Annotated in this window: 22 protein-coding genes; 10 read left to right on the forward strand and 12 right to left on the reverse strand. The window is 71.6% G+C overall.

Annotated elements, in window-relative coordinates; translation table 11 throughout:
- Positions 1 to 46 precede the first annotated feature (46 nt).
- From NOD94_RS13495 to argS, 3 genes are all read right to left on the reverse strand, one after another.
- Positions 47 to 844 carry a VOC family protein gene (locus tag NOD94_RS13495; protein ID WP_281206164.1) on the reverse strand — a complete coding sequence of 266 codons (798 nt, stop codon included), beginning with the start codon at positions 842 to 844 and terminating at the stop codon, positions 47 to 49.
- A 390-nt stretch (positions 845 to 1,234) separates the two neighbouring features.
- The gene (locus tag NOD94_RS13500) at positions 1,235 to 3,253 is read right to left on the reverse strand and encodes a hypothetical protein (protein WP_281206122.1); all 2,019 of its coding nucleotides are present in this window, start codon (positions 3,251 to 3,253) and stop codon (positions 1,235 to 1,237) included.
- 178 nt (positions 3,254 to 3,431) lie between these two features.
- Entirely contained in the window at positions 3,432 to 5,204 is a 1,773-nt protein-coding gene (gene argS, locus NOD94_RS13505) for an arginine--tRNA ligase (protein WP_281206123.1), read from the reverse strand.
- Between the two features lie 142 nt (positions 5,205 to 5,346).
- Between argS and lysS the strand changes: the two genes are divergently transcribed.
- Positions 5,347 to 7,107 (forward strand): lysine--tRNA ligase, encoded by a 1,761-nt coding sequence (lysS, locus tag NOD94_RS13510; RefSeq protein WP_281206124.1) that lies wholly within the window; start codon positions 5,347 to 5,349, stop codon positions 7,105 to 7,107.
- 105 nt (positions 7,108 to 7,212) lie between these two features.
- On the opposite strand, the gene NOD94_RS13515 is transcribed toward lysS, so the two are convergent.
- The 3 genes from NOD94_RS13515 to NOD94_RS13525 all read right to left on the reverse strand — a co-directional run bounded on the left by NOD94_RS13515 (position 7,213) and on the right by NOD94_RS13525 (position 10,661).
- The gene (locus tag NOD94_RS13515) at positions 7,213 to 8,691 is read right to left on the reverse strand and encodes a DUF2637 domain-containing protein (RefSeq protein ID WP_281206125.1); all 1,479 of its coding nucleotides are present in this window, start codon (positions 8,689 to 8,691) and stop codon (positions 7,213 to 7,215) included.
- Between the two features lie 89 nt (positions 8,692 to 8,780).
- Positions 8,781 to 9,596 (reverse strand): DUF3558 family protein, encoded by an 816-nt coding sequence (locus tag NOD94_RS13520; RefSeq protein WP_281206126.1) that lies wholly within the window; start codon positions 9,594 to 9,596, stop codon positions 8,781 to 8,783.
- A gap of 135 nt (positions 9,597 to 9,731) precedes the next feature.
- Complete coding sequence (locus NOD94_RS13525) at positions 9,732 to 10,661, reverse strand: DUF3558 domain-containing protein (RefSeq protein WP_281206127.1); 930 nt, start codon at positions 10,659 to 10,661, stop codon at positions 9,732 to 9,734.
- Between the two features lie 176 nt (positions 10,662 to 10,837).
- Here NOD94_RS13525 and NOD94_RS13530 point away from each other — a divergent pair, with 176 nt between their 5' ends.
- The gene (locus NOD94_RS13530) at positions 10,838 to 12,031 is read left to right on the forward strand and encodes an RtcB family protein (protein ID WP_281206128.1); all 1,194 of its coding nucleotides are present in this window, start codon (positions 10,838 to 10,840) and stop codon (positions 12,029 to 12,031) included.
- 44 nt (positions 12,032 to 12,075) lie between these two features.
- Here NOD94_RS13530 and NOD94_RS13535 read toward each other — a convergent pair whose 3' ends face one another.
- Positions 12,076 to 12,906, reverse strand: coding sequence for a hypothetical protein (locus NOD94_RS13535; protein ID WP_281206165.1), 831 nt, complete (start codon positions 12,904 to 12,906; stop codon positions 12,076 to 12,078).
- Between the two features lie 367 nt (positions 12,907 to 13,273).
- Here NOD94_RS13535 and NOD94_RS13540 point away from each other — a divergent pair, with 367 nt between their 5' ends.
- The gene (locus NOD94_RS13540; RefSeq protein ID WP_281206129.1) at positions 13,274 to 14,386 is read left to right on the forward strand and encodes a hypothetical protein; all 1,113 of its coding nucleotides are present in this window, start codon (positions 13,274 to 13,276) and stop codon (positions 14,384 to 14,386) included.
- Between the two features lie 41 nt (positions 14,387 to 14,427).
- On the forward strand, positions 14,428 to 15,108 hold the full coding sequence (locus NOD94_RS13545) for a polysaccharide deacetylase family protein (RefSeq protein WP_281206130.1): 681 nt from the start codon (positions 14,428 to 14,430) through the stop codon (positions 15,106 to 15,108).
- 96 nt (positions 15,109 to 15,204) lie between these two features.
- On the opposite strand, the gene NOD94_RS13550 is transcribed toward NOD94_RS13545, so the two are convergent.
- Complete coding sequence (locus NOD94_RS13550; RefSeq protein WP_281206131.1) at positions 15,205 to 15,975, reverse strand: SDR family oxidoreductase; 771 nt, start codon at positions 15,973 to 15,975, stop codon at positions 15,205 to 15,207.
- A 77-nt stretch (positions 15,976 to 16,052) separates the two neighbouring features.
- Positions 16,053 to 16,388 carry a YnfA family protein gene (locus NOD94_RS13555; RefSeq protein ID WP_281206132.1) on the reverse strand — a complete coding sequence of 112 codons (336 nt, stop codon included), beginning with the start codon at positions 16,386 to 16,388 and terminating at the stop codon, positions 16,053 to 16,055.
- 108 nt (positions 16,389 to 16,496) lie between these two features.
- On the opposite strand from NOD94_RS13555, the gene NOD94_RS13560 reads away from it, so the two are divergent.
- The gene (locus tag NOD94_RS13560) at positions 16,497 to 16,964 is read left to right on the forward strand and encodes a hypothetical protein (protein WP_281206133.1); all 468 of its coding nucleotides are present in this window, start codon (positions 16,497 to 16,499) and stop codon (positions 16,962 to 16,964) included.
- 83 nt (positions 16,965 to 17,047) lie between these two features.
- Here NOD94_RS13560 and NOD94_RS13565 read toward each other — a convergent pair whose 3' ends face one another.
- The 3 genes from NOD94_RS13565 to NOD94_RS13575 form a co-directional block, all read right to left on the reverse strand.
- Positions 17,048 to 17,782 (reverse strand): Mut7-C RNAse domain-containing protein, encoded by a 735-nt coding sequence (locus NOD94_RS13565; RefSeq protein WP_281206134.1) that lies wholly within the window; start codon positions 17,780 to 17,782, stop codon positions 17,048 to 17,050.
- 171 nt (positions 17,783 to 17,953) lie between these two features.
- The gene (locus NOD94_RS13570; RefSeq protein WP_281206135.1) at positions 17,954 to 18,475 is read right to left on the reverse strand and encodes a GNAT family N-acetyltransferase; all 522 of its coding nucleotides are present in this window, start codon (positions 18,473 to 18,475) and stop codon (positions 17,954 to 17,956) included.
- Between the two features lie 79 nt (positions 18,476 to 18,554).
- Positions 18,555 to 19,169, reverse strand: coding sequence for a hypothetical protein (locus tag NOD94_RS13575; protein ID WP_281206136.1), 615 nt, complete (start codon positions 19,167 to 19,169; stop codon positions 18,555 to 18,557).
- A gap of 133 nt (positions 19,170 to 19,302) precedes the next feature.
- Here NOD94_RS13575 and hemL point away from each other — a divergent pair, with 133 nt between their 5' ends.
- The 5 genes from hemL (at position 19,303) to NOD94_RS13600 (ending at position 24,268) form a co-directional block, all read left to right on the forward strand.
- Positions 19,303 to 20,637, forward strand: a complete 1,335-nt coding sequence (hemL, locus tag NOD94_RS13580; RefSeq protein ID WP_281206137.1) for a glutamate-1-semialdehyde 2,1-aminomutase — start codon at positions 19,303 to 19,305, stop codon at positions 20,635 to 20,637.
- Entirely contained in the window at positions 20,634 to 21,308 is a 675-nt protein-coding gene (locus NOD94_RS13585) for a histidine phosphatase family protein (RefSeq protein WP_281206138.1), read from the forward strand. The genes hemL and NOD94_RS13585 overlap by 4 nt, the downstream gene beginning before the upstream one ends.
- Positions 21,309 to 21,546: 238 nt before the next feature.
- Positions 21,547 to 22,779: a hypothetical protein gene (locus NOD94_RS13590; RefSeq protein WP_281206139.1), complete on the forward strand. Its 1,233-nt coding sequence runs from the start codon at positions 21,547 to 21,549 to the stop codon at positions 22,777 to 22,779.
- A gap of 66 nt (positions 22,780 to 22,845) precedes the next feature.
- A complete protein-coding gene (locus NOD94_RS13595) occupies positions 22,846 to 23,490 on the forward strand; it encodes a TlpA disulfide reductase family protein (RefSeq protein ID WP_281206140.1) in 645 nt (214 codons plus the stop codon).
- Between the two features lie 4 nt (positions 23,491 to 23,494).
- Positions 23,495 to 24,268, forward strand: a complete 774-nt coding sequence (locus tag NOD94_RS13600) for a cytochrome c biogenesis protein CcdA (protein ID WP_281206141.1) — start codon at positions 23,495 to 23,497, stop codon at positions 24,266 to 24,268.
- The last annotated feature ends 7 nt before the right edge of the window (positions 24,269 to 24,275 follow it).

A 24,275-nucleotide genomic window follows, 5' to 3' on the forward strand; every position in this document is an offset into this window, starting at 1 on the left:
GAACATTCCCGTGGGCCCCGTCACAGTGCGGGTGGTGGGGTGGGGATCAGGCGGGCGGCTCCGGGGCGTTCGCCGTGATCACCGCGAACGGGCCGCCCTGCGGGTCGGTGAGGACGGCCATGCGGCCCACCGGCATGTCGAAGGCCGGGGCGAGGACGTTGCCCCCGGCGCGGGTGGTGGCGGCCTGGATCTCGTCGACGCTGTCGGCGTGGAAGTACGGCAGCCAGTTGGGCGGCGTACCGGGCGGCAGGTTGTCGAGGTTCATCATCCCGGCGACCGCGCGCCCGCCCACCTTGAACTCCGTGTACCCCTCGGTGCCGGGCATCTCGGACGCGGCCGTGGTGACGGGCAGGATCGACGAGTAGAACGCGGAGGCGGCGGCGGTGTCGCCGGTGGTCAACTCGTTCCAGATGAGGGCGCCGTGCTCGTTGACGATGCCCGCGCCGTCGAAGGTGCCGGGCTCCCACAGGCCGAAGACGGCGCCGGTCGGGTCGGCGACGACCGCCATCCGTCCGAGGTCCATGACGCCCATCGGGCCCATCATGACCGTGCCGCCGGCGTCGGTGACGGACTTGAGGGTGGAGTCGATGGCGTCGGTGGACAGGTACGTCGTCCACACGGTCGGCGGCATCGGGTCGGGGACGGAGCCGTCCGGGTTCGACGCCTTCATGATCCCGGCGACGGGCTTGCCCTTGAGGGTGCAGACGGAGTACCCGCCCTGCTCGGCCGGGCCGATCTCGCCCTGCCAGCCGAAGAGGTCGCAGTAGAAGTCGAGGGCCGCCTGCTGGTCGGGGACGAACAGGTCGATCCAACAGGGAGTGCCGGGCTTGTAGGGGCCGTTCATGTCGGGCACGGATGCCTCCGGGTGGTGCGGGGGCGGGCGGGCGCCCGCCGGGGGAAGGACGGGCCGTCCCCTACCCGGCCGGTGGGGGACGAACCGGGCCGTACGGGTGACCGTCGCCTGGCCGGCGGTGGGGCGGGGGCCTGCGGCTGCGGCTGGGCCTGGCCGGGGGTGGGGGCCTGCGGAGGGTGCGGGGGCTTGGTAGCGGGACTGGGGTGGGAGGCCGCCGGCGGGGCCGGTTGCTGGTGGGCCGTTAGGTGGTACGGGTGGCGGTGGTGCCGTGCCGTGCCGTGCCGGCGGCGGACGTGGGGTGGTGCTGGGTGTTCGACGGCGGCCCTCAGGTGGTGCCGGAGTATTCGGGGGCCGCCGTCGGGGCGGGGTGCTGGTGGGTCGTCAGGTGGTGCGGCGGCGGTGGCGGCCCGTACCGGCCGCCAGCGCCGCTCCGAGGGCCACGGTGAGGCCGGCGCCGTTGAGGGCCCAGCCGGTGGCGCTGCCGGTGGAGGCGAGTTCACCGGACGGCTGGTCGCCGATCGGCTGGAGGCCGCCGTTGGGCACCGGCACGTTCCCCGCGCCGCCGCCGCTGCCGCCCCCGTTGCCGGTGCTGCCTCCGGGTGTGCCACCCGAGTTCCCTCCGGGGGCACCGCCCGGGTTTCCGCCGGAGTTCCCACCCGGTGTGCCGCCCGGGTTTCCACCGGGCGTGCCGCCGGGGCCCCCACCCGGCGTGCCGACGGGGTCGCCCCCGGGAGTTCCCCCTGGCGTCCCGCCGGGGGTCCCGCCGGGGTCGCCCCCAGGAGTTCCGCCGGGCGTGCCGCCCGGGTCACCTCCCGGTGTACCGCCAGGTTCTCCGCCGGGCGTCCCGCCGGGGTCGCCTCCGGGCGTGCCACCTGGCGTGCCGCCGGGGTCTCCGCCGGGGGTCCCGCCGGGGTCGCCCCCGGGAGTTCCGCCCGGGGTTCCGCCCGGCGTGCCGCCGGGGTCGCCCCCGGGAGTTCCGCCCGGCGTTCCGCCCGGGTCGCCCCCGGGAGTTCCGCCTGGGGTGCCGCCCGGCGTTCCGCCCGGGTCCCCGCCAGGCGTGCCGCCAGGCGTGTCGCCCGGGGTGGGGGCCGGTGTCAGGAGGGTGGTCAGGTGGCGGGGGGAGCGGGAGGCGGCCCAGGGGGGTGGGGTTTCCGCGTCTACCTGGGAGGTGCCCCAGGAGAAGAAGGACATCGAGCCGGTCGGGGTGTCGGCGGCGAAGCGGACGCGGACCGGGACGTCGAAGGTCTCGCCGGCGGCGATCGGGCCCTGGGTGAGACCGGCCGCGTAGAAGAAGCCGCCCTCCTCGGCGAGGACCTCGACGGGCTGCCAGGTCACCGCGCCGTCGGTGCCGGTGCGTTGGACCTCGACCGTGATCTGCGAGGCCTGCATGGCGACGAAGTCCGGCCGGGCCATGACCAGTCCCAGGTTGAACGCGGCCAGCGCGCCCTTCCCGCTGTTGTCCACGCGCACCGAGAGGTTCGTCCAGTCGCCGCCCGCCCGCACGCTCTCGGGTACGCCGCTCACCGTCAGCGCTGGGCCGGCGACGAGGACCGGGTCCTCGTCGCCGCCGGTCGCGCCGGTGATCCTGGTCGGGTACGAGGACGTGGGGGAGGTGCCGGTGGAGTTGCCGACCCGGCTCTTCCCGTCCGACGTCAGGTCGAACAGCACGACCGGGGTGTCCGCCGCGAAGCTGATCCGTACGTCGATCGCGCGGACCTGACCGGCCGGTACCGACGCCGAGGTGCCCAGGGCGTAGCCCAGGGCGGGCGCCGCGTCCGGGTCGTCCACGGGCGCGGCCGGCTGCCAGACACCGTCGGCCGTCCGGTACTCGACCTTGACGTGGGCGGACGTGAACGCCCCCGCGGCCTGCGCCACGCCCAGCTCCGGCGTGTACCCCGGCACGGCCACGTGCCCCGAGTTGTCGACGGTCACCGTGAGCGGCGTCCAACTGCCGTCGGCCGGGAAACCGCCCTGCGGGATGCCCTGGACGGTGACCTCGGGCCCCATCAGGATCCGGTCCGACGTCTCCTCGGCCGTTTCGGACGGCGCCGACGGCTCCGACGGCGCCGACGTCTCGGCCGCGGTGTTCTGGGCATCGGCCCCTGCCGCGCCCTGCGGCTGCGCCGCCGCGGGCACCGGCACCGGCGCCGGTACGGACACCGGTACGGGTGCCGGGACCGGAGCGGGGGCCTGCGCCTCGGCCGCCGGCTCGGAGGCCACGGCCTCCGCCGCCTTCTCCGGAGCCGGGGCCGGAGCCGGAGCCGGAACCCCGTCCTCCGCCGGCAAGGCGTCCGGCACGGTCATCGATGGTTGGTCTTCGGCCATCGCGGGCGCCGCCATCAGCAGTGTTTGACCCGCCACCGCCGCGGCGGCCGCCACGGCCATGCGCTTGAGCTGCATGTTCTTTCCTCCCCGGGCTCCGAACGCTTGCCCGGACCCACCCCGAACCCCTTGGAACGCGCCCAGGTTAGTGAGACGGAAGGAGCCGGCGGGGAGATATGGAAATCAGAAATGCGTACGGCCCCGGCAGCGGGTGCCGGGGCCGTACGCGCTCACCCGGCCGTGCGCCGGGCCGGGGTCACAGCTTCTCGGGGGTGCGGATCCCGAGGAGGGACATGCCCTTGTTGAGGGTGCGGGCGGTCAGCTCGCACAGGAACAGCCGGTTCTCACCGACGACGAGTTCCGGCTGCGGCTTCACGACCGGGCACTCCGTGTAGAACGTCGTGAACAGCGACGCCAACTGGTACAGGTACGCGGCCACCTTGTGCGGCGCGTACTCCGCGGCCGCCTCCTCCACGAGCGCCCCGAACGCGTCCAGGTGCAGACCCAGCGCCCGCTCCGCCGGGGCCAGTTCCAGCTCAGGGTGGGCCACCGGCGAACGGTCGCCCGCGTTGCGCAGGATGGACCGGATGCGGGCGTACGCGTACTGGAGGTACACGGACGTGTCGCCGGTCAGCGAGACCATCTGGTCCAGGTCGAACTTGTAGTCCCGCGCGGCGGAGGTGGACAGGTCCGCGTACTTGACCGCGCCGATCCCGACCTGGAGACCGTTCTCGACGATCTCCTCCTCGCTGAGCAGGCCGCGCTCCGCGTCCTTGTCGCGGACCACGGTGGTCGCCCGCTCCACGGCCTCGTCGAGCAGGTCCACGAGCCGTACGGTCTCGCCCTCACGGGTCTTGAACGGCTTGCCGTCCTTGCCGAGGACGGTGCCGAAGGCCAGCTGGACCGCCTTGACCTCGTCGTTCAGCCAGCCGGCCCGGCGGGCCGTCTCGAAGACCATCTTGAAGTGCAGGGACTGACGGGCGTCGACGACGTACAGCAGCGTCGAGGCCTTCAGGTTGCCGACGCGGTCACGGATCGCGGACAGGTCGGTCGCCGCGTAGCCGAAACCACCGTCGGACTTCTGGACGATCAGCGGGGTCGGGTTGCCGTCCTGGCCCTTGTACTCGTCGAAGAACACGCACAGCGCGCCGTTGGACCGGACGGCGACGCCCGAGTCCTCCAGCAGCTTGCAGGTCTCCACCAGCATGTCGTTGTAGCCGGACTCGCCGACGACGTCCTCGTCCTGGATGTCCATGTCCAGCTTGTTGAAGACGGAGTAGAAGTAGATCTTCGACTCGTCCACGAACCGCTGCCACAGGGCGAGCGTCTCCGGGTCGCCGGCCTGGAGGCCGACCACACGGGCCCGGGCCCGGGTCTTGAAGTCCTCGTCGGAGTCGAAGACGGCGCGCGAGGCCTTGTACAGCCGGTTCAGGTTGGACATGGCCTCCTCGCCGGAGACCTCCTCGTCCGACTTGTGGTCCAGCTCGTGCGGGTGCTCCAGCAGGTACTGGATCAGCATGCCGAACTGGGTGCCCCAGTCGCCGATGTGGTGGCGACGGACCACGGTCTCGCCCGTGAACTCCAGGATCTCCACCATCGCGGCGCCGATCACGGCGGAACGCAGGTGGCCGACGTGCATCTCCTTCGCGACGTTCGGCTGGGCGTAGTCGATGACCGTCGTGCCCGGGTTCGCCGCGAGGGCGACGCCGAGGCGGTCGTCCGCGGCGCGCGCCGCGAGGGTCTCGATGATCGCCCGGTCGGTGATCGTGATGTTGAGGAAGCCGGGGCCGGAGACCTCGATCTCACGGATCAGGTCACCGGTCGCGATGGCCTCGACCACGGTCGTCGCCAACTCGCGCGGGTTGGCCTTGGCCTTCTTCGCGAGCGCGAGGATCCCGTTGGCCTGGAAGTCGGCCCGGTCGCTACGTCGCAGCAGCGGGTCGGTCGCACCGGCCTCCGGCAGGGCGGAGGCAAGGGCGTCCGCGACGCGCTGATCGACGGAAGAAGCGAGGGAAGGGACCGAGGCCATGAGCTGCCGTTCCTGTGAGGTTGCACGTGAGGACGCACTTGGGTGTTCCGACAAGTGCCGAGTATCCCACGCGGGGGCCGTCGGCCTCGCGGGATATCAGAGGGTGGAAGCAACCCCGGAGCGCTCCCCTCCGTCTGGGAGAATGGCTGAAGCCAGCATTCGAGTAGAAGGACGTGTCGTGGCTCAGAGCAGCACCGAGACCGACTGGGTCTCCCGTTTCGCGGACGAGGTCATCGCCGAGGCGGAGCGCCGAGCACCCGGCAAACCTGTCGTCGTCGCGTCCGGACTCTCCCCCTCGGGCCCGATCCACCTGGGCAACCTCCGCGAGGTCATGACCCCGCACCTGGTCGCGGACGAGGTCCGCCGCCGGGGCTTCGAGGTCCGGCACCTGATCTCCTGGGACGACTACGACCGCTACCGCAAGGTTCCGGCCGGCATCCCCGGCATCGACGAGTCGTGGGCGCAGTACATCGGCCGCCCGCTGACCTCGGTGCCCGCCCCGGCCGGTTCCGCGCACCCGAACTGGGCCGAGCACTTCAAGGCCGCCATGGTCGAGGCGCTGGCCGAGCTCGGCGTCGAGTACGACCCGATCAGCCAGACGGAGCAGTACACCTCAGGCGTGTACCGCGAGCAGATCCTGCACGCGATGAAGCACCGCGGTGACATCGACGCCGTCCTCGACCAGTACCGCACCAAGCAGAAGCCGGGCAAGAAGCCCCAGCAGAAGCAGGTCGACGAGGCCGAACTGGAGGCCGCCGAGGGCTCCGGCGCGGCCGCCGAGGACGACGGCAGCGCCGGCGAGGGCGGGTACTTCCCGTACAAGCCGTACTGCGCCGAGTGCGGCAAGGACTTCACGAAGGTCACCTCGTACGACGACGCGACCACCGAGCTGACCTACGTCTGCGCCGAGGACGGGTTCACCGAGACGGTCAAGCTCAGCGAGTTCAACCGCGGCAAGCTGGTCTGGAAGGTCGACTGGCCGATGCGCTGGGCCTTCGAGGGCGTGATCTTCGAGCCCTCGGGCGTCGACCACTCCTCGCCCGGCTCGTCGTTCCAGGTCGGCGGCCAGATCGTGCACATCTTCGACGGCGAGCAGCCGATCGGCCCGATGTACGCGTTCGTCGGCATCTCCGGCATGGCGAAGATGTCCTCCAGCAAGGGCGGCGTCCCGACCGCGTCCGACGCGCTGAAGATCATGGAGCCGCAGCTGCTGCGCTGGCTCTACGCCCGCCGCAAGCCGAACCAGTCGTTCAAGATCGCCTTCGACCAGGAGATCCAGCGGCTGTACGACGAGTGGGACAAGCTGGAGGGCAAGGTCGCCGACGGCTCCGTGCTCCCGGCCGACGCCGCCGCGCACACCCGCGCCGTCCGCGTCGCCTCGCACGAGCTGCCCCGCACCCCGCGGCCGATGGCCTACCGCACGCTCGCGTCGGTCGTCGACATCACCGCCGGGCACGACGAGCAGACCCTGCGCATCCTCAGCGACCTGGACCCGGAGCAGCCGCTCACCTCGCTCGACGAGGTACGGCCGCGCCTGGACCGCGCCGAGAACTGGATCACCACCCAGGTCCCGGCCGACCAGCGCACCCTCGTCCGCGAGGAGCCCGACACCGAGCTGCTGTCCTCGCTGGACGAGGAGGCCCGGCAGTCGCTGCGGATGCTCGTCGACGGCCTCGACACGCACTGGTCCCTCGACGGGCTGACCACGCTCGTCTACGGCGTGCCGAAGGTCATGGCCGGGCTGGAGCCCGACGCCAAGCCGACGCCGGAGCTCAAGGTCGCGCAGCGCACCTTCTTCGCGCTGCTCTACCGGCTGCTCGTGACCCGCGAGACCGGCCCGCGCCTGCCCACGCTGCTCCTCGCGGTGGGGGCGGACCGGGTGCGCGAGCTGCTGGCCGTCTGATCCGGTACGCGCAACACGCGGAAGGGCCCGCACCCCTCGGGGTGCGGGCCCTTCCGCATGCGGCCCGTGTGCTGCCGGCGCGGAGCGCGGCGGGTGGCCTCGGCCTCAGGAGGGCAGGAAGTCGCTCTCCAGGGCGCGCTGGTAGTGCTGCTTCAACCTCGGCATCATCGCCTCGATGATCGAGACGCTGTCCGGGTGGATCGGCCCGTACCGCTCGGTGAGGGCCTGGTCCACCTGATGCGCGCTCGGGTGGCGTCCGTGCGCCTCCACGTGGGCGTGGAACGCCTCGTAGGCGGCGTCCTCGAACTCCTCCTGGTCCTGCTCCTCGACCACCTCGTCGCGGGGCGCGGGGGCGGGCGACTGCTCGGCCGGGGTCGGCTGGGCCGCCTGGGTTGCCGGGGCCTGCTGGGCCTGCTGGGTCGCCTGGGCCGCCTGGGTCGCCTGGGCCGGCGGGGCTGCCGGTTCCGGGGCCTCGACGTACTGGGCGTTGTAGTCGCCCTTGTACTTCGTCGGGTCCGGCGCCACGGGCCCGGCGAACCAGGCGCTGTTGTGGGCGGCGGGCATGGCCGTCGGGTCCACCGCGAAGGCCGGCGGGGCGTGCGTGGCGGCGGGCTGGGGCTGGACCGCGGGCTGGACCGCGGGCTGGGGCTGGGGCACCGGCTGAGGCTGCGGCTGGTCCGGGGCCTGCTTCTGGAGCGGGATCGTGGGCCCGGCAGCCGCTTCCGGTTCGAGCCGTACGGAGGCGGCGGCGGCCGCCTCCGGCACCGCGGCCGTCTCCTGAGCCGCGGCGGCCGGCAGGGCCGGGGCGCTCGGGCCGCCCTGACCGACCTGGACGCTCGGGGAGGTCTGGCCGACCTGGCCGACCTGGGCGGCCGTCGCCGGGGGCAGCAGGACCGGGTCGATGCCCGCCGCGGCCAGCCCCTCCGGGGCCGTCTGCGACAGCGGGACGCCGATCCGGGCCAGGCGCAGCGGCATCAGCGCCTCCACCGGGGCCTTGCGGCGCCAGGAGCGCCCGTACCGGGCCTGGAGCCGCGCCTGGTAGATCAGTCGGTCCTGCTCCATGGTGACGGCCTGCTCGTAGGAACGCAGCTCCCACAGCTTCATCCGGCGCCACAGCTTGAACGTGGGGATGGGGGAGAGCAGCCAGCGCGTGATGCGCACGCCCTCCATGTGCCGGTCGGCGGTGATGTCCGCGATCCGGCCCACGGCGTGCCGGGCGGCCTCGACGGTGACCACGAACAGGATCGGGATCACGGCGTGCATGCCGACACCGAGCGGATCCGGCCAGGCCGCCGCGCCGTTGAACGCGATCGTCGCCGCGGTCAGCAGCCAGGCGGTCTGGCGGAGCAGGGGGAACGGGATCCGCATCCAGGTCAGCAGCAGGTCCAGCGCCAGCAGGACGCAGATGCCCGCGTCGATGCCGATCGGGAACACCAGCGAGAAGCTGCCGAAGCCCTTTTGCAAGGCCAGGGCACGTACCGCGGAGTACGAACCCGCGAAACCGATGCCCGCGATGACCAGGGCTCCGGCGACCACGACGCCGATGAGTATCCGGTGCGTACGTGTCAGCTGCATCGCGGCCACACGCGATCCCCTCCCCTGTTCGAGCTACGGCAGGCACAGCGTACGGGTGACTGGATGTCAGTGGTCCCGTAGGTCCCCCCAGCGGCGTGCTACTGGGCCGGAGCCGATGCGGACTCGGAAGCGGAACCCGAGGGGGCAGCCGACGGTGAGCCCTCGCCCGGCGACTGCGAAGGGGCCGCCTCCTGGTTGGCGGTGGCGACGGACGTCACGCTCTCCTTGGCCGCCGTGATGGCGTTCTCCAGCAGCTTCTTCTTGTCCGGGGCGCCGGCGCCCTCATAGGCGGCACCGTTGTAGTCGATGGTGATCACGACGTTCTGGGTGCGGGTCACGATGGTCGTGTTCGAGAAGTCGACGTCCTTCTTGACCGAGTACGCGACGGACGAGGCCTGGTCGCCGATCCCACCGGCCTGCTCGACCTTGACGTCGTTGGCGCCCTCGGTGGTCTTCGACGCCTCGATCTGCTTGTTGTACTGCTCCTCGGCGCGCTTGTTGCCGCTGCCCAGGGAGGCGTGCGAGTCGTAGCGCACGAGGGAGATGGAGAGCCAGCGGTACTGCGAGCCCTTCAGGCCGTCGGTGTCGAGGCCGTTCCAGGAGCAGCTGGCGCGGTTCGCCAGGTCGTTCGACTTGGTCGCCGTGCCGTTCTTCTCCTTCGCCTCGGGGACGAACGAGTCGATGGACTTCGCCGCGACGGTCTTGCAGGGGTCGGGCAGCTTCGCGAACGCCACCTTCTCCAGCACGGGCGCCGCCTTCGCGCTCGGCTTGGACGACGCGGTGGATTCGGACTTCTTGCCGGAGTCCTTGCCCGAGTCCTTGCCCGAGTCGGAGGAGCACCCGGCGACGGTGAGTATCACCGGGACGGCTGCGCAGGCGAGGACGCGGGTGAGGCGCGAGGCTGATCGGTGCATGGTTCCTTCAGACGTTGAGGGTCTACTTACGGACCCGTTGCGGGCGCGGGACCCGTGCAACGGTAGCCCGACCGGGCGTCCGCCTGCTGTGCGCGCCGTCACGCGGGCGGCGCGCAACCCCGGGCGGCGGGGGTGTCACTCGTTGAATCGTTCCACCAGGGCCTCCGCCAACAGGCGGGCCTTGTCCTGCGTTTCCGTGCTCGGGGGCACGGTCCCGGGCCCGGTCGGCTGCACGCTGTACTCGACGGTGACGATCACGTTCGAGGTGCGGAACACGATCCGTACGGTGCGCGCCTGGGCGGCGGTCGCACCGGCCGCGCTCAGCTTGTCGTCGAGGAAGGCCTCGTTGCCGAGCCCCTCCAGGACCCGGGACCCGAGCTCCGGCGAGTTGCTGGGGGAGGGGGATGCGGAGGAGGAAGCGGAAGGAGAGGCGGGCCCCGTCGAAGGGGTCGTGGAGGGAGCCGCGGCGGGAGCGCCGGGCGGGGTGGCGGAAGGGGCGGACGGGGCGGGCGGCCCGCCGGGCGCCGGGCTCCCGGAGGGGTTCGTGCCGGGCGTGCCGGGCGTGCCGGGGCTCGCCCCCGGGGTGGTGGCCGGGCCGGGGAACGGCAGCTGGGCCGCCGTCAGCCGGTTGACGTAGACCTCGTGGGCCTTGTCGTCGTCGCTCGTGGTGACGCGGTCGTACGAGACGACCCGCTCGAAGTTCACCGACAGCAGCAGGGTCCCCTCGGGGACCTGCGAGTTCCAGCGGCAGCCGACGTGCCGGTCGCCGTCGTACGAGGCGTCCGCGATCCCCTCGTAGAGGCGCTCGCGCGCTTCGAGGGTGAGGGAGTCGGAGGTCGGCAGCATCGCCTTGAGCGGCTTGCCGTCGGCGGCCTTGCAGGGTTGGGGCAGGCTGCGGTACTTGCCGGGCTGGGCGGGGGCGGCGGTGTTGCCGCCGTTCTTCTGATCGCTCGTACCACTGCCGTTGCCGTCGGTGCAGCCGCTGAGGCCCGTCACGGCGGCGACCAGGGTGGTGAGCATCGCGATGCCGGGCAGGACCCGCCGACGTACCGTCTTGCGCTCCACGTCCACTGGCTCCCTGGCTCCCTGGGGAAAATGCGTTGCCGCGACTTGGGCGCGGATGGACACAATGTCTATCGCACACGCTGGTGCCGGCGCCGGTCCCCTGACCGTTTTGGGGTGATGAGCGAGGCTTTTTGCGTATTCCTACTTTTCTTTGTTTTCCGGGGGGTTGACGCCGTATGTCGTACGTAGAGGTTTCGGGAGGGAAAGTCCCGATCCGCATGTGGACGGATCCGGCGTCGGTCGAGGACAGCGCCATGCGCCAGCTCCACAACACCGCCGGCCTCCCGTGGATCAAGGGACTGGCCGTCATGCCGGACGTCCACTACGGCAAGGGCGCCACGGTCGGTTCGGTGATCGCCATGAAGGACGCGGTCTGTCCGGCGGCGGTGGGCGTCGACATCGGCTGCGGCATGTCCGCGGTGAAGACCTCCCTGACGGCGAACGACCTGCCGGGCGACCTGTCGAAGCTGCGGTCGCGCATCGAGCAGGTGATTCCGGTGGGAGCCGGAATGCACCGCGAGGCCGTCGACCCGGCACGCCTGTACGGGTTCACCGACGCGGGGTTCGGGGACCTGTGGCAGCGCTTCGACCACGTCGCGGACGCGGTGAAGTTCCGCCGGGAGCGGGCGGGGCGCCAGATGGGGAGCCTGGGCCAAGGAAATCACTTTTGGGAGTTTTGTATCGATACATCCGGATCGGTATGGATCATGCTGCACTCCGGATCCCGGAACATCGGCAACGAGTTGGCGGACTTCCACATCAACGTCGCCCGTGGGCTCTCCCACAACCAGGGCCTGGTCGACCGGGACCTCGCGGTGTTCCTCGCGGCGACGCCGGAGATGCGCGCCTACCGGGACGACCTCTTCTGGGCGCAGGAGTACGCGAAGTACAACCGCGCCGTGATGATGAGCCTCTCGAAGGAGGTCATCCGGAAGGAGTTCCGGAAGGCCAAGGTCTCCTTCGGGCAGGAGATCAGTTGCCACCACAACTACGTGGCGGAGGAGCGGTACGACGGCATGGACCTGCTCGTCACGCGGAAGGGCGCCATCCGCGCCGGCAGCGGTGAGTACGGGATCATCCCGGGCTCGATGGGCACGGGCTCGTACATCGTGAAGGGACTCGGCAACGAGAAGTCTTTCAACTCCGCCTCGCACGGCGCGGGGCGCCGGATGAGCCGTACGGCGGCGAAGAAGCGGTTCTCGGCGCGCGACCTGGCGGAGCAGACGCAGGGCGTGGAGTGCCGCAAGGACTCCGGGGTCGTGGACGAGATCCCGGCCGCCTACAAGTCGATCGACCAGGTCATCGAGCAGCAGACCGACCTGGTCGAGGTCGTCGCGAAGCTGAAGCAGGTCATCTGCATCAAGGGCTGACGGGAGGAGGCGCCACGCCGGGGCGCCCCCTCGCAGGAGCGCGCCTACTGAGGTGCGACGACGACCCGGCCGCTACGGATTCGCCAGAGACGCATCGTGCAGCTCTGCTCCGTGCGGCCCAGGGCCGTGGCCGCTGCGGCTGCGTTACCGAGTCGGATGAGCACCTGGTCGTCCTGTGCCGTCCAAGGACGTCGCGTCGGGGCCACCCGCATCCCGGCGGGCCTGACCCATGTCTGGATCCCGTCGGCGTTCGCCTTCTTGTGGGTGAGCGCGAGGCAACCGTCGTAGTAGAGGTGCGCGGCCAACTGCTGTGCCGTCTCCTTGTAGTAACAGATGTTGTAGACGCCATCCCGCGCGTTCCGGGAGATGGTGCGCTCCGTCCCGGTGATCTTCTTGCCGTAGTGGCAGAGGTAGGCCGCGAGGGCGGTGCTCGCGGATGTCAGGGAGAGGAAGGGGAAGCCCTGGGCGGTCCAGCCCAGGGAGCCGTCCGCGTCGATGATTCCGCGGAGGTAATCGGGGCGGGAGAAGTCGGTGCGCGGCGGTTTGACGCTCAGGGACTTCTTGCCGTAGGGGATGCCGAGTTCGTTGACGATGGTCCTGGCCTCAAGAGAGCAGACGGCCCAGGTCGCCGAGTGGTGAAGCTCTGAGAAGTTCGTGCTCCTCGTACGTTCGATGATGGAGCTGTAGTAGGGCGTGAGGCGCTGAAACTCGCGGAGAATGTGTATGTCCCGAGCGTTGATCTCGGCGGTGAGCCTGCCCTTTTGTCCGTGCCCGCGGGCGAGGTGTCCGTCGGCCTGGAGGAAGCCGAACATGTAGGCATACTCGGGGATTCGGAGATCCATGAAGTGCGAGGCGCTAGTGTCCTGGTCGGCCATGAGGAAGCTGATTCCTTCCTTGTGGGTGAAGCCCTCACTCGGGACTGCCATCCCGGGTGAGGGTTGTTTCGTTTCCGCTGACGGTAGGCGCGAGTTCGCTCGACTCGGTCCCTTTGGGTAGCCGTCACTCGAACGTGTGGCGGAATGTTCGGTTTCCCGGATGGTGTGCTTGTGATCCGGGCTGCCCGCATGGCCGCGGCGGGTTCCGCTCCTTTCGCGTTTCGGGTGGTTCGTGATGTGGGGGGACATCCCGGGAGAGGTTCTGTCGCGGATGGCCCGATCGTGACCTGGGCGTCGTCAAGGCGTGGCCGGTGGCGTGTTCTCATGCGCTGTGCCGGTCGTTCGGTGGGTGGGGGAGTGGGTCGTCGTGGCTGGTCCGTGGAGGGTTCGGGGGGTGGTGGCCGGGCTCGTGGCGGGCTGCGTGCTGGCGGCCGGTGGGTGCGCCGGCGGGGGTGCGGACGGCAAGGCCCCGGCTGCCGCGCGGCCTTCGGTCGCGCCCGTGGCGACGGTCATCGGGCAGTGGCAGGCGCAGCAGGTCTTCGACCGGTACGTCGCCGCGCGGAAGGCGGCCGTCGAGGGGCTGGACGCCGACGGCTTCGGCCGGGTGGAGACCGGGCCGCTGTTGGCGGAGAGCCTGGCCGTGGTCGAGGCGCGGCGTAAGCGGAAGGCCGACTGGCCGGCGGGGGTGTTCCGGCGGCCGGAGTTCTTGCTTCCGGCGGAGCGGGACCAGCCCGGGTATCCGCGTACGTTCGTCGCGCTGAGCCGGGGGGATTCGCCCATCGACAACCAGCGGGCGCGCGCCGTGCACTACTTCGTCCAGGAGGCGGCGGGGGTCGAGTGGAAGGCGGCCGTCCTGTCCTGGGTGTACGACGCCCCCCGCAAGTCGGGGGTGTTCGACGACAACGCCCCCTCGCTCCATGGCTACGACGTGCGGCCCCGTGAGGTCGCGACGTTCGCCCGGGGCGCGGGGGGTGAGGCGGCGCTGTCGCCGAGGGCCGGCGAGGACCGGGAGGTGTGCGGGCGGTACGCGCGCTGGATGAGCTTCACCGCGCCGGAGGGCGATCCGGAGAACGCGGACTTCGTGCCGGGTGCGTTGACGGGTGGGTTGGTCGACGCGTTCAACACGGGCCCTTCGGGGTGGGGGAGGGTGGTGCGGGAGCAGGCCTTCGAGGTGACGGGCGGCGGTGCGGAGCTGCCGGTGGTGCGGCTTGCTGACGGGAGGGCGCTGGTGACGTGCGCGTTCACGCGGACCGACCGGTGGACGGGGCGTTCGGTGGTGTTCCAGCACGGAGGCAGGGGCTCCCACGCCGACGTGGAGGCGCTGCTGGGCGGCGGGGAGGAGCCGGGCCGGTGGCGGCGTACGACGGTGCGGTGGAGCGTGACGGTGACGTTCGAGGTCCCGGAGCGGGGGCCGGCCGAGGTGGTGGCGTGCAACTGCGTGCGTCCGCATCCGCTTTCGGCGGAGGGAATCCCCAAGTAGGGCCTTGACGACCAGAGTTGGTCTAGACCAAGGTGTGCGGCATGTGGAGATCCCGCGTGCTTCTGGCCGCGCTCGCGTCGTTGTCGCTCGTCCTCGGAGCCGCCGGGCAGTCCCAGGCCACCGTGGGGCTGCCGCCCGTCGTGTCGCACGTTCCGACCCAGGAGAAGGTCGTCTTCATCACCATCGACGACGGCTGGAACCACGATCCGGAGGCCGCCCGGATCCTGCTGGACAAGCGCGTCCCGGTCTCGCTGTTCCTGCTGCCGGGCGCGACCTCGTACGACACCGGCTACTTCACCGCGCTGACCGCGTCGGCCGGGCAGGGGCGGGCGACCGTGGAGAACCACACGGTCAACCACCCCGACCTGACCACCCTCGATGCGGCCGGCAAGGACGCCGAGGTGTGCGGGGCCGGGGAGCAGGTGGAGGCGACCTTCGGCAGGGCGCCGAAGCTGTTGCGGCCGCCGTACGGGGCCGTGAACGACGACGTGCGGCTCGCGGCGAAGGCGTGCGGGGTGAAGGCGCTGGTCACGTGGACGCACGACTTCACGACGTGGGGGCAGACGCCGCCGACGCCGCGGCTGGAGGCGGGGGACATCGTGCTGCTGCACTTCACGCCGACGCTGGCGGCCGACCTCCAACGTGCCCTGGACGCGGCGAAGGCCGCCGGGCTGAAGCCGGCGGCCCTCATGCCGCACCTGAAGTCGGCCGGGTTGGTCTGACCCCGGGCCGGTGTGACCGGGCCGGTGTGACCGGGCCGGTTGGACGGGGCCGGTCGGTCCCGGCCGCCGGTCCGAGCGGCCCGGTCCCGAGGGGGCCTACAGCTCCCGGTGGACCTTCGTGTTCGAGGCCTGGGCGCGGGGGCGGACCACCAGGAGGTCGATGTTGACGTGGCTGGGACGGGTCACCGCCCAGGTGATGGTGTCGGCCACGTCGTCGGCGGACAGGGGCTCGGCCACGCCCGCGTAGACCTTGGCGGCCTTCTCGGTGTCGCCGCGGAAGCGGGTGGTGGCGAACTCGTCGGTCTTGACCATGCCGGGGGCGATCTCGATGACGCGGACCGGCTGGCCGACGATCTCCAGGCGGAGGGTCTCGGCGATGACTCGGGCGCCGTTCTTGGCGGCGACGTAGCCCGCGCCGCCCTCGTAGGTGGAGTGGCCGGCGGTGGAGGAGAGCACGACGACCGTGCCGTCGCCCGAGGCGGTGAGTGCCGGGAGCAGGGCCTGGGTCACGTGGAGCGTGCCGATGACGTTGACCTCGTACATCGTGCGCCAGTCGGCCGGGTCGCCGGTGGCGACGGGCTCGGCGCCGAGGGCGCCGCCGGCGTTGTTGACGAGGACGTCGACGGAGGGGAAGCGCTCCAGGAGGACGGCGAAGGCGTCGACGGCGCCCCGGTCGGTGACGTCGAGGGCGTGGGCGGTGGCCTCGTGGCCCGCGGCGGTGAGCTCGGCGGCGAGGGCCTCGATGCGGTCCTTGCGGCGGGCGGTGAGGACGACGTGGTAACCGGCTGCGGCGAGCTGCCGGGCGGTGGCCGCGCCGATTCCGCTGCTCGCGCCGGTGATGACGGCGGTGCGGGTGGCCGTGCTCATGGGCGGGGCTCCTCGATCGTTCGTACGGGCGATTTCCGTCAGCATAGGCCGGGGCGGCGGGTCGGGTGGCCGGGCGCTCAGTGACTGCGTGGCGCGTACATGATGAGGGCCATGCCGGCGAGGCAGACGAGGGCGCCCGTGACGTCCCATCGGTCGGGTCGGTAGCCGTCGGCGACCATGCCCCACGCCAGGGACCCCGCGACGAAGACCCCGCCGTAGGCGGCGAGGACGCGGGCGAAGTCGCCGTCGGGCTGGAGGGTGGCGACGAATCCGTAGAGGCCGAGGGCGATGACGCCGGCGCCGATCCAGGCCCAGCCGCGGTGCTCGCGCACCCCCTGCCAGACGAGCCAGGCGCCGCCGATCTCCAGGACGGCGGCGAGGACGAAGAGGAGCGCGGAGCGGGCGATCGGCATGGCGGGAAGCCTACGCAGGCGTATGGGTGAGGGCTCGCCCTCGTTCGTGTGATGGTCCGATCGGGCGGTGGGTGCGCCGGCTAGCGTCCGCGCGAGGAGGTGGTCGCGGTGCGTCGTGGTGCCGTACGGAGTGTGGTGTTGGCCGGTCTGTTGGTGCTGGGCGGGGCCGGGCAGGCCGGTGCCTGGGCGGGACCGGAGGCCGACCTGGCCTACCACGGGCGGGTGTCCCTGACCCAGGGGCAGCTGCGGGTGTGGATGGTCCCGGAGAACGAGGGTCCCTCGGCGCTGGCGAACGCGACCCTGCGGGTCCGCCTGTCGGTGGACCTCGCCGACGTGCAGCACCTCGCCGGCGGCTGCGCGCGGGCCGGCCTGCGCGAGGTGGTCTGCGAGACGGGCCCGCTGCCGGAGCACGGCAGGGGGCGGCACATCGGGCTTCTGCTGAACCTGCGGGAGCGGCCGGCGGAGGTGGTCGTGCGGATCGACACCTGGTGGAACGGCGGGGCGACCGACCGCAACCGGACGAACGACGACCACGTGGTGCTGGCCCTGGACACGGGCGACGACTACGCGTTCTGAGCCGGAGGGGGCGGCGGGGGCGGCGGGGACGGAACGGAGGGGGCGGCGGTGCGTCCCCGGGCCGGTCGGGTCGCCCCTCCCGACTACCCCGCGCCGCCGCCGAACTCCGCCACGGCGTCGACGACGATGCGTTCCAGACGGGCGTGGTGGGCCCCGCGCCAGTAGACGCGGTCGCAGGCGGCGCACTGGGCGAAGACGTCGTACGAGCGCTGCGTGCCGTGCTCCAGACGGTCGCCGACGCTGTCCTTGTCGGCCTCCTCCAGCGGGCCGTTGCAGGCGGTGCAGCGCGTCCAGGGGGTGAGTGCGGGGGCGAAGCGGCCCAGGACGTCGCGCAGTTGCTCGTCCGGGTTGTCGCTGTAGACGTACGCCCCCGCGAACAGCTCGCGGCGGCGCAGCAGCCCGCGGTCGCGGGACAGCAGGACGCGCCGCTCGGCCGCGGAGCGGGTGGCGAGGGCCGGGTCGCCGATGTCCTCGTTCTCGTACGCGGCGTCGACGCCGAGCAGCCGCAGGCGGCGGGCGAGCGTGCCGAGGTGGACGTCGAGCAGGAAGCGCAGCGGGGCGCCGGTGACCTGCTGGGGGCGGTCCACGCCGAACACCTCGACGGACTCCCCCTCCCGGGGGACGTACGAGAGGGGTACCTCGTGGCCGTCGACGAGCAGCCGGCCGACCTCGGTGAGGGGGACGCCCGCCGACTCGACGACGTGGCCGATGCTGGACGCGCCGTCGGTGGTGGTCGGTACGCGTTCCGCGCGCCGGCTGGGCGGGGCGAAGATGCGCAGTTCGGGGGCGAGGGTGAGCTGAATGCCGGGACCGTTCACGGGGTCAGCATGCCATTGCCGTCCCGGCCCGCGCCGCCCGATTACGCGGGTCCGCGTCCGTCGGCGGAACGGCTGAAAGCGAGCGGACCGACGAGGGCCGACGAGCGCCGACGAGCGCCGACGAGCGCCGACGAGGACCGACGAGGACCGACGAGGGCGGCGCCGGCCGGCTCAGGCGGCCGGCGGTGTCAGGTCCAGGCGCCAGTCGTTGCCGGGGTGCGGGACGCCGGCCGGGTACTCGAAGTCGACCGGGCCCAGGCAGGTGAACCCGCCGCGCCGGCAGACCGCGTTGGACGCCGGGTGGTCGACGCCCGGGAAGGCGTGCAGGGCGCGGCGGTCGCCGTGGGCGGTGACGTGGCGGACGAGTTCCGCCAGGGCGGTGACCGCCAGCCCCCGGCCCTGGAACTCGGGAAGGACGGCCCAGCCGGTCTCGTACACCGGCTCGCCGCGCCAGTCCCGTTCCCAGAAGCCGATCGACCCGACGGTCTCGTCCGTGTCCTCCAGCACCACCCGGAACATCCGCCCGGCGGCCGGTTCCCGGGCGGAGAGCTCCTGGTAGCGGCGGTGTCGGTCGGCGAGCTTCTCCGGTGACTCGGGGCCCCCGAGGTGCTCGGTCATGGCGGGTTCGTTCTTGCGCTCCAGCAGCCAGAAGTCCCCGGCGGCCCAGGCTTCCAGCCGTACGCGTGTCTCCATGCCCCCACGCTACGCACCGCGCGGCGGGGAGTCCCGGGGATTTGACGGGACGCGGGGACCGCGGGGAGGTCGGCGCGGGTCAGGGCCAGACGAGACAGTAAGGCTGGTGGCCCGCTTCGTGGAGGCGGTGGGAGAAGTCCTGCCACTCGTGCAGGAGCTGGTAGACGTTGAAGGCGTCGCGCGGGCCCCCGCGGTCGGGGACCGTGGACCAGATGAAGGCGGCCGCGCCGACGGATTCCTCACCCACGCCGCGCAGCGGGTCGACGACCGTCATGGGGAGCTTGACCACCGCGTAGTCGGGATGGAGGACGACCAGCTCCAGCGGCGGCACCTTGTGCAGGGGTATGCCCTCGATGCCGGTCAGGACCATGGCGGCGACCGTCTCCGGCTTGATCTTGGTGAACATGCCGCCCATGCCGAGCTCGTCGCCGCCCAGCTCCTCCGGCCGCATCGTCACGGGGACGCGGGCGGCGGTCGCGCCGTCGGGGGCGCCGAAGTACTTGTACGTCACTCCCATGCCGCGGCCCCGGGGGAGGCCGTCCGCGCCGGCGTCGTCAGGATCGCGGGTGGGGCCCGGTACGGGGTCGGCGGCTTCCGCTCCGCGGCGTCGGTGCTTGCCTCGGCGGCGGGCATCGCGGGCGCGCTGCGGGTCCAGGCCGTCCGTACCCTCGCCCGGTCCACCACCGCGTTGCATATCTCCACCCGACTGGTATTGCCTGCCCCGGCCCCGCGGCCCCCGCCACGCAGCCTGATCATCATGGCAGTGACCTCCCCCGCGGCGGCGCGGTGAAACGCCCGTCCGCAAGTCTGTCGCGGCCTCTGAGACCATGGCTGGTGTGAGCTACCCGTACCCGTATGAAGCCCCAGTTTCGCAGACGCTCTTCGAGCGCGCGTCCCTCGTGACCCCCGGCGGCGTGAACTCTCCGGTCCGCGCCTTCCGTGCCGTGGGCGGTACGCCCCGGTTCATGGTGTCCGGTACCGGTCCCTACCTGACCGATGCCGACGGGCGTGAGTACGTCGACCTGGTCTGCTCGTGGGGACCGATGATTCTCGGCCACTCCCACCCCCAGGTGATCGAGGCCGTCCAGGCCGCCGTCGCCCGCGGCACCTCCTTCGGGACGCCCGGTGAGGGCGAGGTTGCCCTCGGCGAGGAGATCGTCGCCCGCATCGAGCCCGTCGAGCAGGTGCGCCTGGTGTCGTCCGGCACCGAGGCGACCATGTCGGCGATCCGGCTGGCCCGTGGGTTCACCGGCCGCGCCAAGATCGTCAAGTTCGCCGGTTGCTACCACGGACACGTGGACGCCCTGCTGGCCGCCGCCGGTTCCGGACTCGCGACCTTCGCGCTGCCGGACACCCCGGGCGTGACGGGCGCGCAGGCCGGCGACACGATCGTGCTGCCGTACAACGACCTGGAGGCCGTCCGGGCCGCGTTCGCCGCGCACCCGGGCGAGATCGCCTGTGTGATCACCGAGGCGGCGCCCGGCAACATGGGCGTCGTGACCCCCGGTGAGGGCTTCAACCAGGGGCTGGCCGACCTGTGCCGGGAGAACGGCGCGCTGTACATCTCCGACGAGGTGATGACGGGCTTCCGTACCTCCCGCGCCGGCTGGTACGGCGTCGACGGCGTCAAGCCCGACCTGATGACCTTCGGCAAGGTCATGGGCGGCGGCTTCCCGGCGGCGGCCTTCGGCGGGCGTGCCGACGTGATGGGCCACCTGGCCCCCGCCGGCCCGGTCTACCAGGCGGGCACGCTGTCCGGTAACCCGATCGCCACCGCCGCCGGTCTCGCGCAGCTGCGGCTGCTGGACGAGGCGGCGTACGAGAAGGTCGACGCGGTCTCCCGGGAGATCCAGGGCCTGGTGACGGCCGCGCTGACCAAGGAGGGCGTGGCGCACCGGCTGCAGACGGCCTCCAACATGTTCTCCGTGTTCTTCACGGAGAACGAGGTCCGCAACTACGACGACGCGAAGAAGCAGGAGAGCTTCCGCTTCAACGGGTTCTTCCACTCGATGCTGGCGCAGGGCGTCTACCTGCCGCCGTCGGCGTTCGAGTCCTGGTTCGTGTCTACGGCGCACGACGAGCGGGCGGTCGAGCGCATCGCCGCCGCCCTGCCCGCCGCGGCCCGTGCCGCCGCCGAGGCGACCTCGGAGGCGGGCGCATGAGCGAGATGACCGTGGTCCACCTGATGCGGCACGGCGAGGTGCACAACCCGGACGGCGTCCTCTACGGGCGCCGGGCCGGCTACCACCTCTCCGAGCTCGGCCGGGAGATGGCCGACCGGGTCGCCGAGCACCTCCAGGACCGGGACATCACCCATGTGGTGGCCTCCCCGCTGGAGCGGGCGCAGGAGACGGCCATGCCGATCGCGAAGACGCACGGCCTGGACCTGGCCACCGACGGCCGGCTGCTGGAGGCGGGCAACGTCTTCGAGGGCAAGACCTTCGGCGTCGGCGACGGCGCGCTGCGCAAGCCGGGCAACTGGAAGCACCTGACGAACCCGTTCAAGCCGTCCTGGGGCGAGCCGTACGTCGAGCAGGTCGTGCGGATGATGAGCGCGATCGAGGCCGCGCGGGACGCCGCGCGCGGGCACGAGGCGGTGGCGGTCAGCCACCAGCTGCCGATCTGGATCGTGCGCAGTTTCGCGGAGAAGCGGCGGCTGTGGCACGACCCGCGCCGTCGGCAGTGCACGCTGGCCTCGCTGACGTCGTTCACGTACCAGGGCGAGCGGTTGGTGTCGGTGGGTTACAGCGAGCCGGCGCGGGACCTGGTTCCGGCGCACCTGTTGGCCGGTGCGAAGCCGGTGAAGGGCAAGTCGAAGGCGTTCGGGGCCTGATCCCCGTTCGGCCGGGGGCGCGCTCGTTCCCCCGGCCGGCCCGGCTCCCGGTCGCCCGGCCGGGGACGGCCGGGGACGGCTCTCGTCCTCCCCGCCCGCCCCCAGGCCCCGGTTGCGGCGTGAAGGTCAAAAGGACGCCATGGTTCGGGATGGGTTCGATCAAGTTCCGTGCAAGTTCCGTGCACTCGGGCGGGGCGAGGTGTCGACGCCCATGGATTGTCCGTTTATATGACAGTTCATGAGCGACGTACGAGACTTCAGTCGAAGGACACTGCTCGGACTCGGCGCTGCCGCCGCCGCGACGGCCGTCGCGGGCTGCGGTGGCGGTGGTGGCGGATCCGGACAGGGCGGCGCTGGGCCGGACTCCACCGGGGGCCCCGCGAAACCCGACGCCAAGCCGATCGGTGACGGCTCCACCGCCGACACCGGGCGGCAGCCCCGGCAGCCGGCGGCGCCCGTACCGCTCCAGCCGGGCGAGACGCCACCGCAGTTCGTCGTCTTCAGCTGGGACGGCGCCGGCGAGGTCGGCAACGGCCTCTTCCCGCGCTTCCTCAAACTCGCCCGCGACCACAACGCGACCATGACCTTCTTCCTCTCCGGCCTCTACCTGCTGCCCGAGTCGAAGAAGCACCTCTACAAGCCGCCGCGCAACCCCGTCGGGGCCTCGGACATCGGCTACCTCAAGGACGAGAACATCCGCGCCACCCTCGGCCACGTCCGCGAGGCCTGGCTCGACGGGCACGAGATCGGCACCCACTTCAACGGGCACTTCTGCGCCGGACCCGGCTCCGTGGCCCGCTGGACCTCCGACGACTGGCGCACCGAGATCGACCAGGCCGTGTCCTTCGTCACCGGCTGGCGGACCAACACCGGCTTCACCGGGCTCGAACCGCTGCCCTTCGACTACCGCAAGGAACTGGTGGGCGGCCGTACCCCCTGCCTGCTCGGCCGGGACACCCTGCTGCCCGTCGCCCGCGAGCTCGGCTGGCGCTACGACGCCAGCTCGCCCGGCGGCCTGCAGACCTGGCCGGTGAAGAAGGAGGGGGTCTGGGACCTGCCGCTCCAGTCGTTGCCCTTCCCCGGGCACTCCTTCGACGTGCTGTCGATGGACTACAACATCCTCGCCAACCAGTCGAAGAACTCGACGAAGGGCGCCCCGGCCAACTACCCGGGCTGGCGCTCCCAGGCCACCGCCACCTACCTCGGTGGCTTCCGGCGGGCCTACGAGACCAACCGCGCACCCCTCTTCATAGGCAACCACTTCGAGGAGTGGAACGGTGGCATCTACATGGACGCCGTCGAGGAGGCCCTCAAGGGCATCGCGGACAAAAAGGATGTACGCCTCATATCCTTCCGGCAGTTCACCGACTGGTTGGACGTCCAGGACCCGGCCGTACTGGCCAAATTGCACGCCCTCGGACCGGGCAAGCAGCCGGACGGTGGCTGGTCCACGTACCTCTCCCGTACCTGACCAGCGCATTGACTTCGCGTCGGGGGGTGCGGAAGATCCGCAAATCGCTCATGCGAAACTTTTCACATGAGCCTTAGCCGCGCCCTTCGCCGCCGAAGTAGCCGCCGCTCGACCAGCGGCCGCACCGTCCTGCTGACCGCGGTGGCCCTCGCGAGCGCCATGACCCTGACGGCGTGCGGCGACGGGGACAACGGCGGCAAGCCCTCCGGGTCCGCCGGCGGCAACTACGTGGCGGGCCCCAGCGGCATCTCCACCGTCGCCCGGGCCGACCGCAAGGAAGCCCCCAAGCTCGACGGCGAGACGGTCGCCGGCCAGAACCTCGACACCACCACCCTCAAGGGCAAGGTCGTCGTCCTCAACGTCTGGGGCTCCTGGTGCCCGCCGTGCCGCGCCGAGGCCCCGTACTTCGCGAAGGTCTCGAAGGAGATGGCCGACGGAGGCAAGGACGTCACCTTCGTCGGCCTCAACACCCGCGACAACAGCAAGCAGAACGCGGCCTCCTTCGAGGAGACCTACGGGATCACCTACCCGAGCCTCTACGACCCGGACGGCAAGCTGATGCTCCGCTTCCCCAAGGGCACGCTCAACCCGCAGGCCATCCCCTCCACGATCGTCCTCGACAAGGAGGGCCGGATCGCGGCCCGCGCCCTCGTCGCGCTCAACGAGGAGCAGCTGCGTTCGATGATCGACCCGCTCCTCGCGGAGAAGTGACCTCGTGGTCGAGTACCTCCTGGCCGCCGAGCCGATCGGCGTCAACACCACGGTCCTGAACGGCGGCCTGCTGGCGGCCCTGCCGATCGCCCTGTTCGGCGGTCTGGTGTCCTTCTTCTCGCCCTGCGTGCTGCCGCTGGTCCCCGGCTACCTGTCGTACGTCACCGGCGTCGGCGGGGTGGACCTCGCCGACGCCCGGCGCGGCCGGATGGTCGCCGGGGCCACCCTCTTCGTCCTCGGCTTCACCGCCGTCTTCGTCTCCACCGGCGCGCTCTTCGGGTTCTTCGGCCAGAGCCTCCAGGCCCACCAGGACGTGATCTCCCGGGTGCTCGGCGTCCTGGTGATCGTCCTCGGCCTGTTCTTCATGGGGCTCATCCCCGGTCTGACGATGCGCGAGTTCCGCTTCCATAAGAAGCCGGCCGCCGGACTGCTCGGCGCGCCCGTCCTCGGCGTCCTCTTCGGCGTCGGCTGGACGCCCTGCATGGGTCCGACCTTCGCCGCCGTCAACAGCCTGGCCTTCGAGCAGGCGAGCGCCGGCCGGGGCGCGCTGCTGACCACCGTCTTCTGCCTCGGACTCGGCGTACCGTTCATCCTCGCCGCGGTCGCCTTCCGCAAGGCGCTCGGCGCCTTCGGCTGGGTGAAGAAGCACTACGCGTGGGTGATGCGCATCGGCGGCGGCATGCTGGTCGCCACCGGAATCCTGCTCGTCACAGGATGGTGGGGCAGCATCGTCATGGAGATGCAGAGCTGGAGCGAGAGCTTCACGGTGGGGATCTGAGGACTAC

This window comes from Streptomyces sp. Isolate_45 (assembly GCF_024721315.2).
Lineage (GTDB): Bacteria > Actinomycetota > Actinomycetes > Streptomycetales > Streptomycetaceae > Streptomyces.

Bases quoted from the DNA above. Each gene is read 5' to 3' on its own strand.
- lysS (WP_281206124.1), top strand. From the start codon at position 5,347: ATGGCTGAAGCCAGCATTCGAGTAGAAGGACGTGTCGTGGCTCAGAGC.
- NOD94_RS13500 (WP_281206122.1), bottom strand. From the start codon at position 3,253: ATGCAGCTCAAGCGCATGGCCGTGGCGGCCGCCGCGGCGGTGGCGGGT.
- NOD94_RS13575 (WP_281206136.1), bottom strand. From the start codon at position 19,169: ATGCAACGCGGTGGTGGACCGGGCGAGGGTACGGACGGCCTGGACCCG.
- NOD94_RS13590 (WP_281206139.1), top strand. From the start codon at position 21,547: ATGAGCGACGTACGAGACTTCAGTCGAAGGACACTGCTCGGACTCGGC.
- argS (WP_281206123.1), bottom strand. From the start codon at position 5,204: ATGGCCTCGGTCCCTTCCCTCGCTTCTTCCGTCGATCAGCGCGTCGCG.
- NOD94_RS13535 (WP_281206165.1), bottom strand. From the start codon at position 12,906: ATGGCCGACCAGGACACTAGCGCCTCGCACTTCATGGATCTCCGAATC.
- hemL (WP_281206137.1), top strand. From the start codon at position 19,303: ATGGCTGGTGTGAGCTACCCGTACCCGTATGAAGCCCCAGTTTCGCAG.
- NOD94_RS13585 (WP_281206138.1), top strand. From the start codon at position 20,634: ATGAGCGAGATGACCGTGGTCCACCTGATGCGGCACGGCGAGGTGCAC.
- NOD94_RS13495 (WP_281206164.1), bottom strand. From the start codon at position 844: ATGAACGGCCCCTACAAGCCCGGCACTCCCTGTTGGATCGACCTGTTC.
- NOD94_RS13550 (WP_281206131.1), bottom strand. From the start codon at position 15,975: ATGAGCACGGCCACCCGCACCGCCGTCATCACCGGCGCGAGCAGCGGA.
- NOD94_RS13570 (WP_281206135.1), bottom strand. From the start codon at position 18,475: ATGGAGACACGCGTACGGCTGGAAGCCTGGGCCGCCGGGGACTTCTGG.
- NOD94_RS13530 (WP_281206128.1), top strand. From the start codon at position 10,838: ATGTCGTACGTAGAGGTTTCGGGAGGGAAAGTCCCGATCCGCATGTGG.
- NOD94_RS13545 (WP_281206130.1), top strand. From the start codon at position 14,428: ATGTGGAGATCCCGCGTGCTTCTGGCCGCGCTCGCGTCGTTGTCGCTC.
- NOD94_RS13520 (WP_281206126.1), bottom strand. From the start codon at position 9,596: ATGCACCGATCAGCCTCGCGCCTCACCCGCGTCCTCGCCTGCGCAGCC.
- NOD94_RS13595 (WP_281206140.1), top strand. From the start codon at position 22,846: ATGAGCCTTAGCCGCGCCCTTCGCCGCCGAAGTAGCCGCCGCTCGACC.
- NOD94_RS13555 (WP_281206132.1), bottom strand. From the start codon at position 16,388: ATGCCGATCGCCCGCTCCGCGCTCCTCTTCGTCCTCGCCGCCGTCCTG.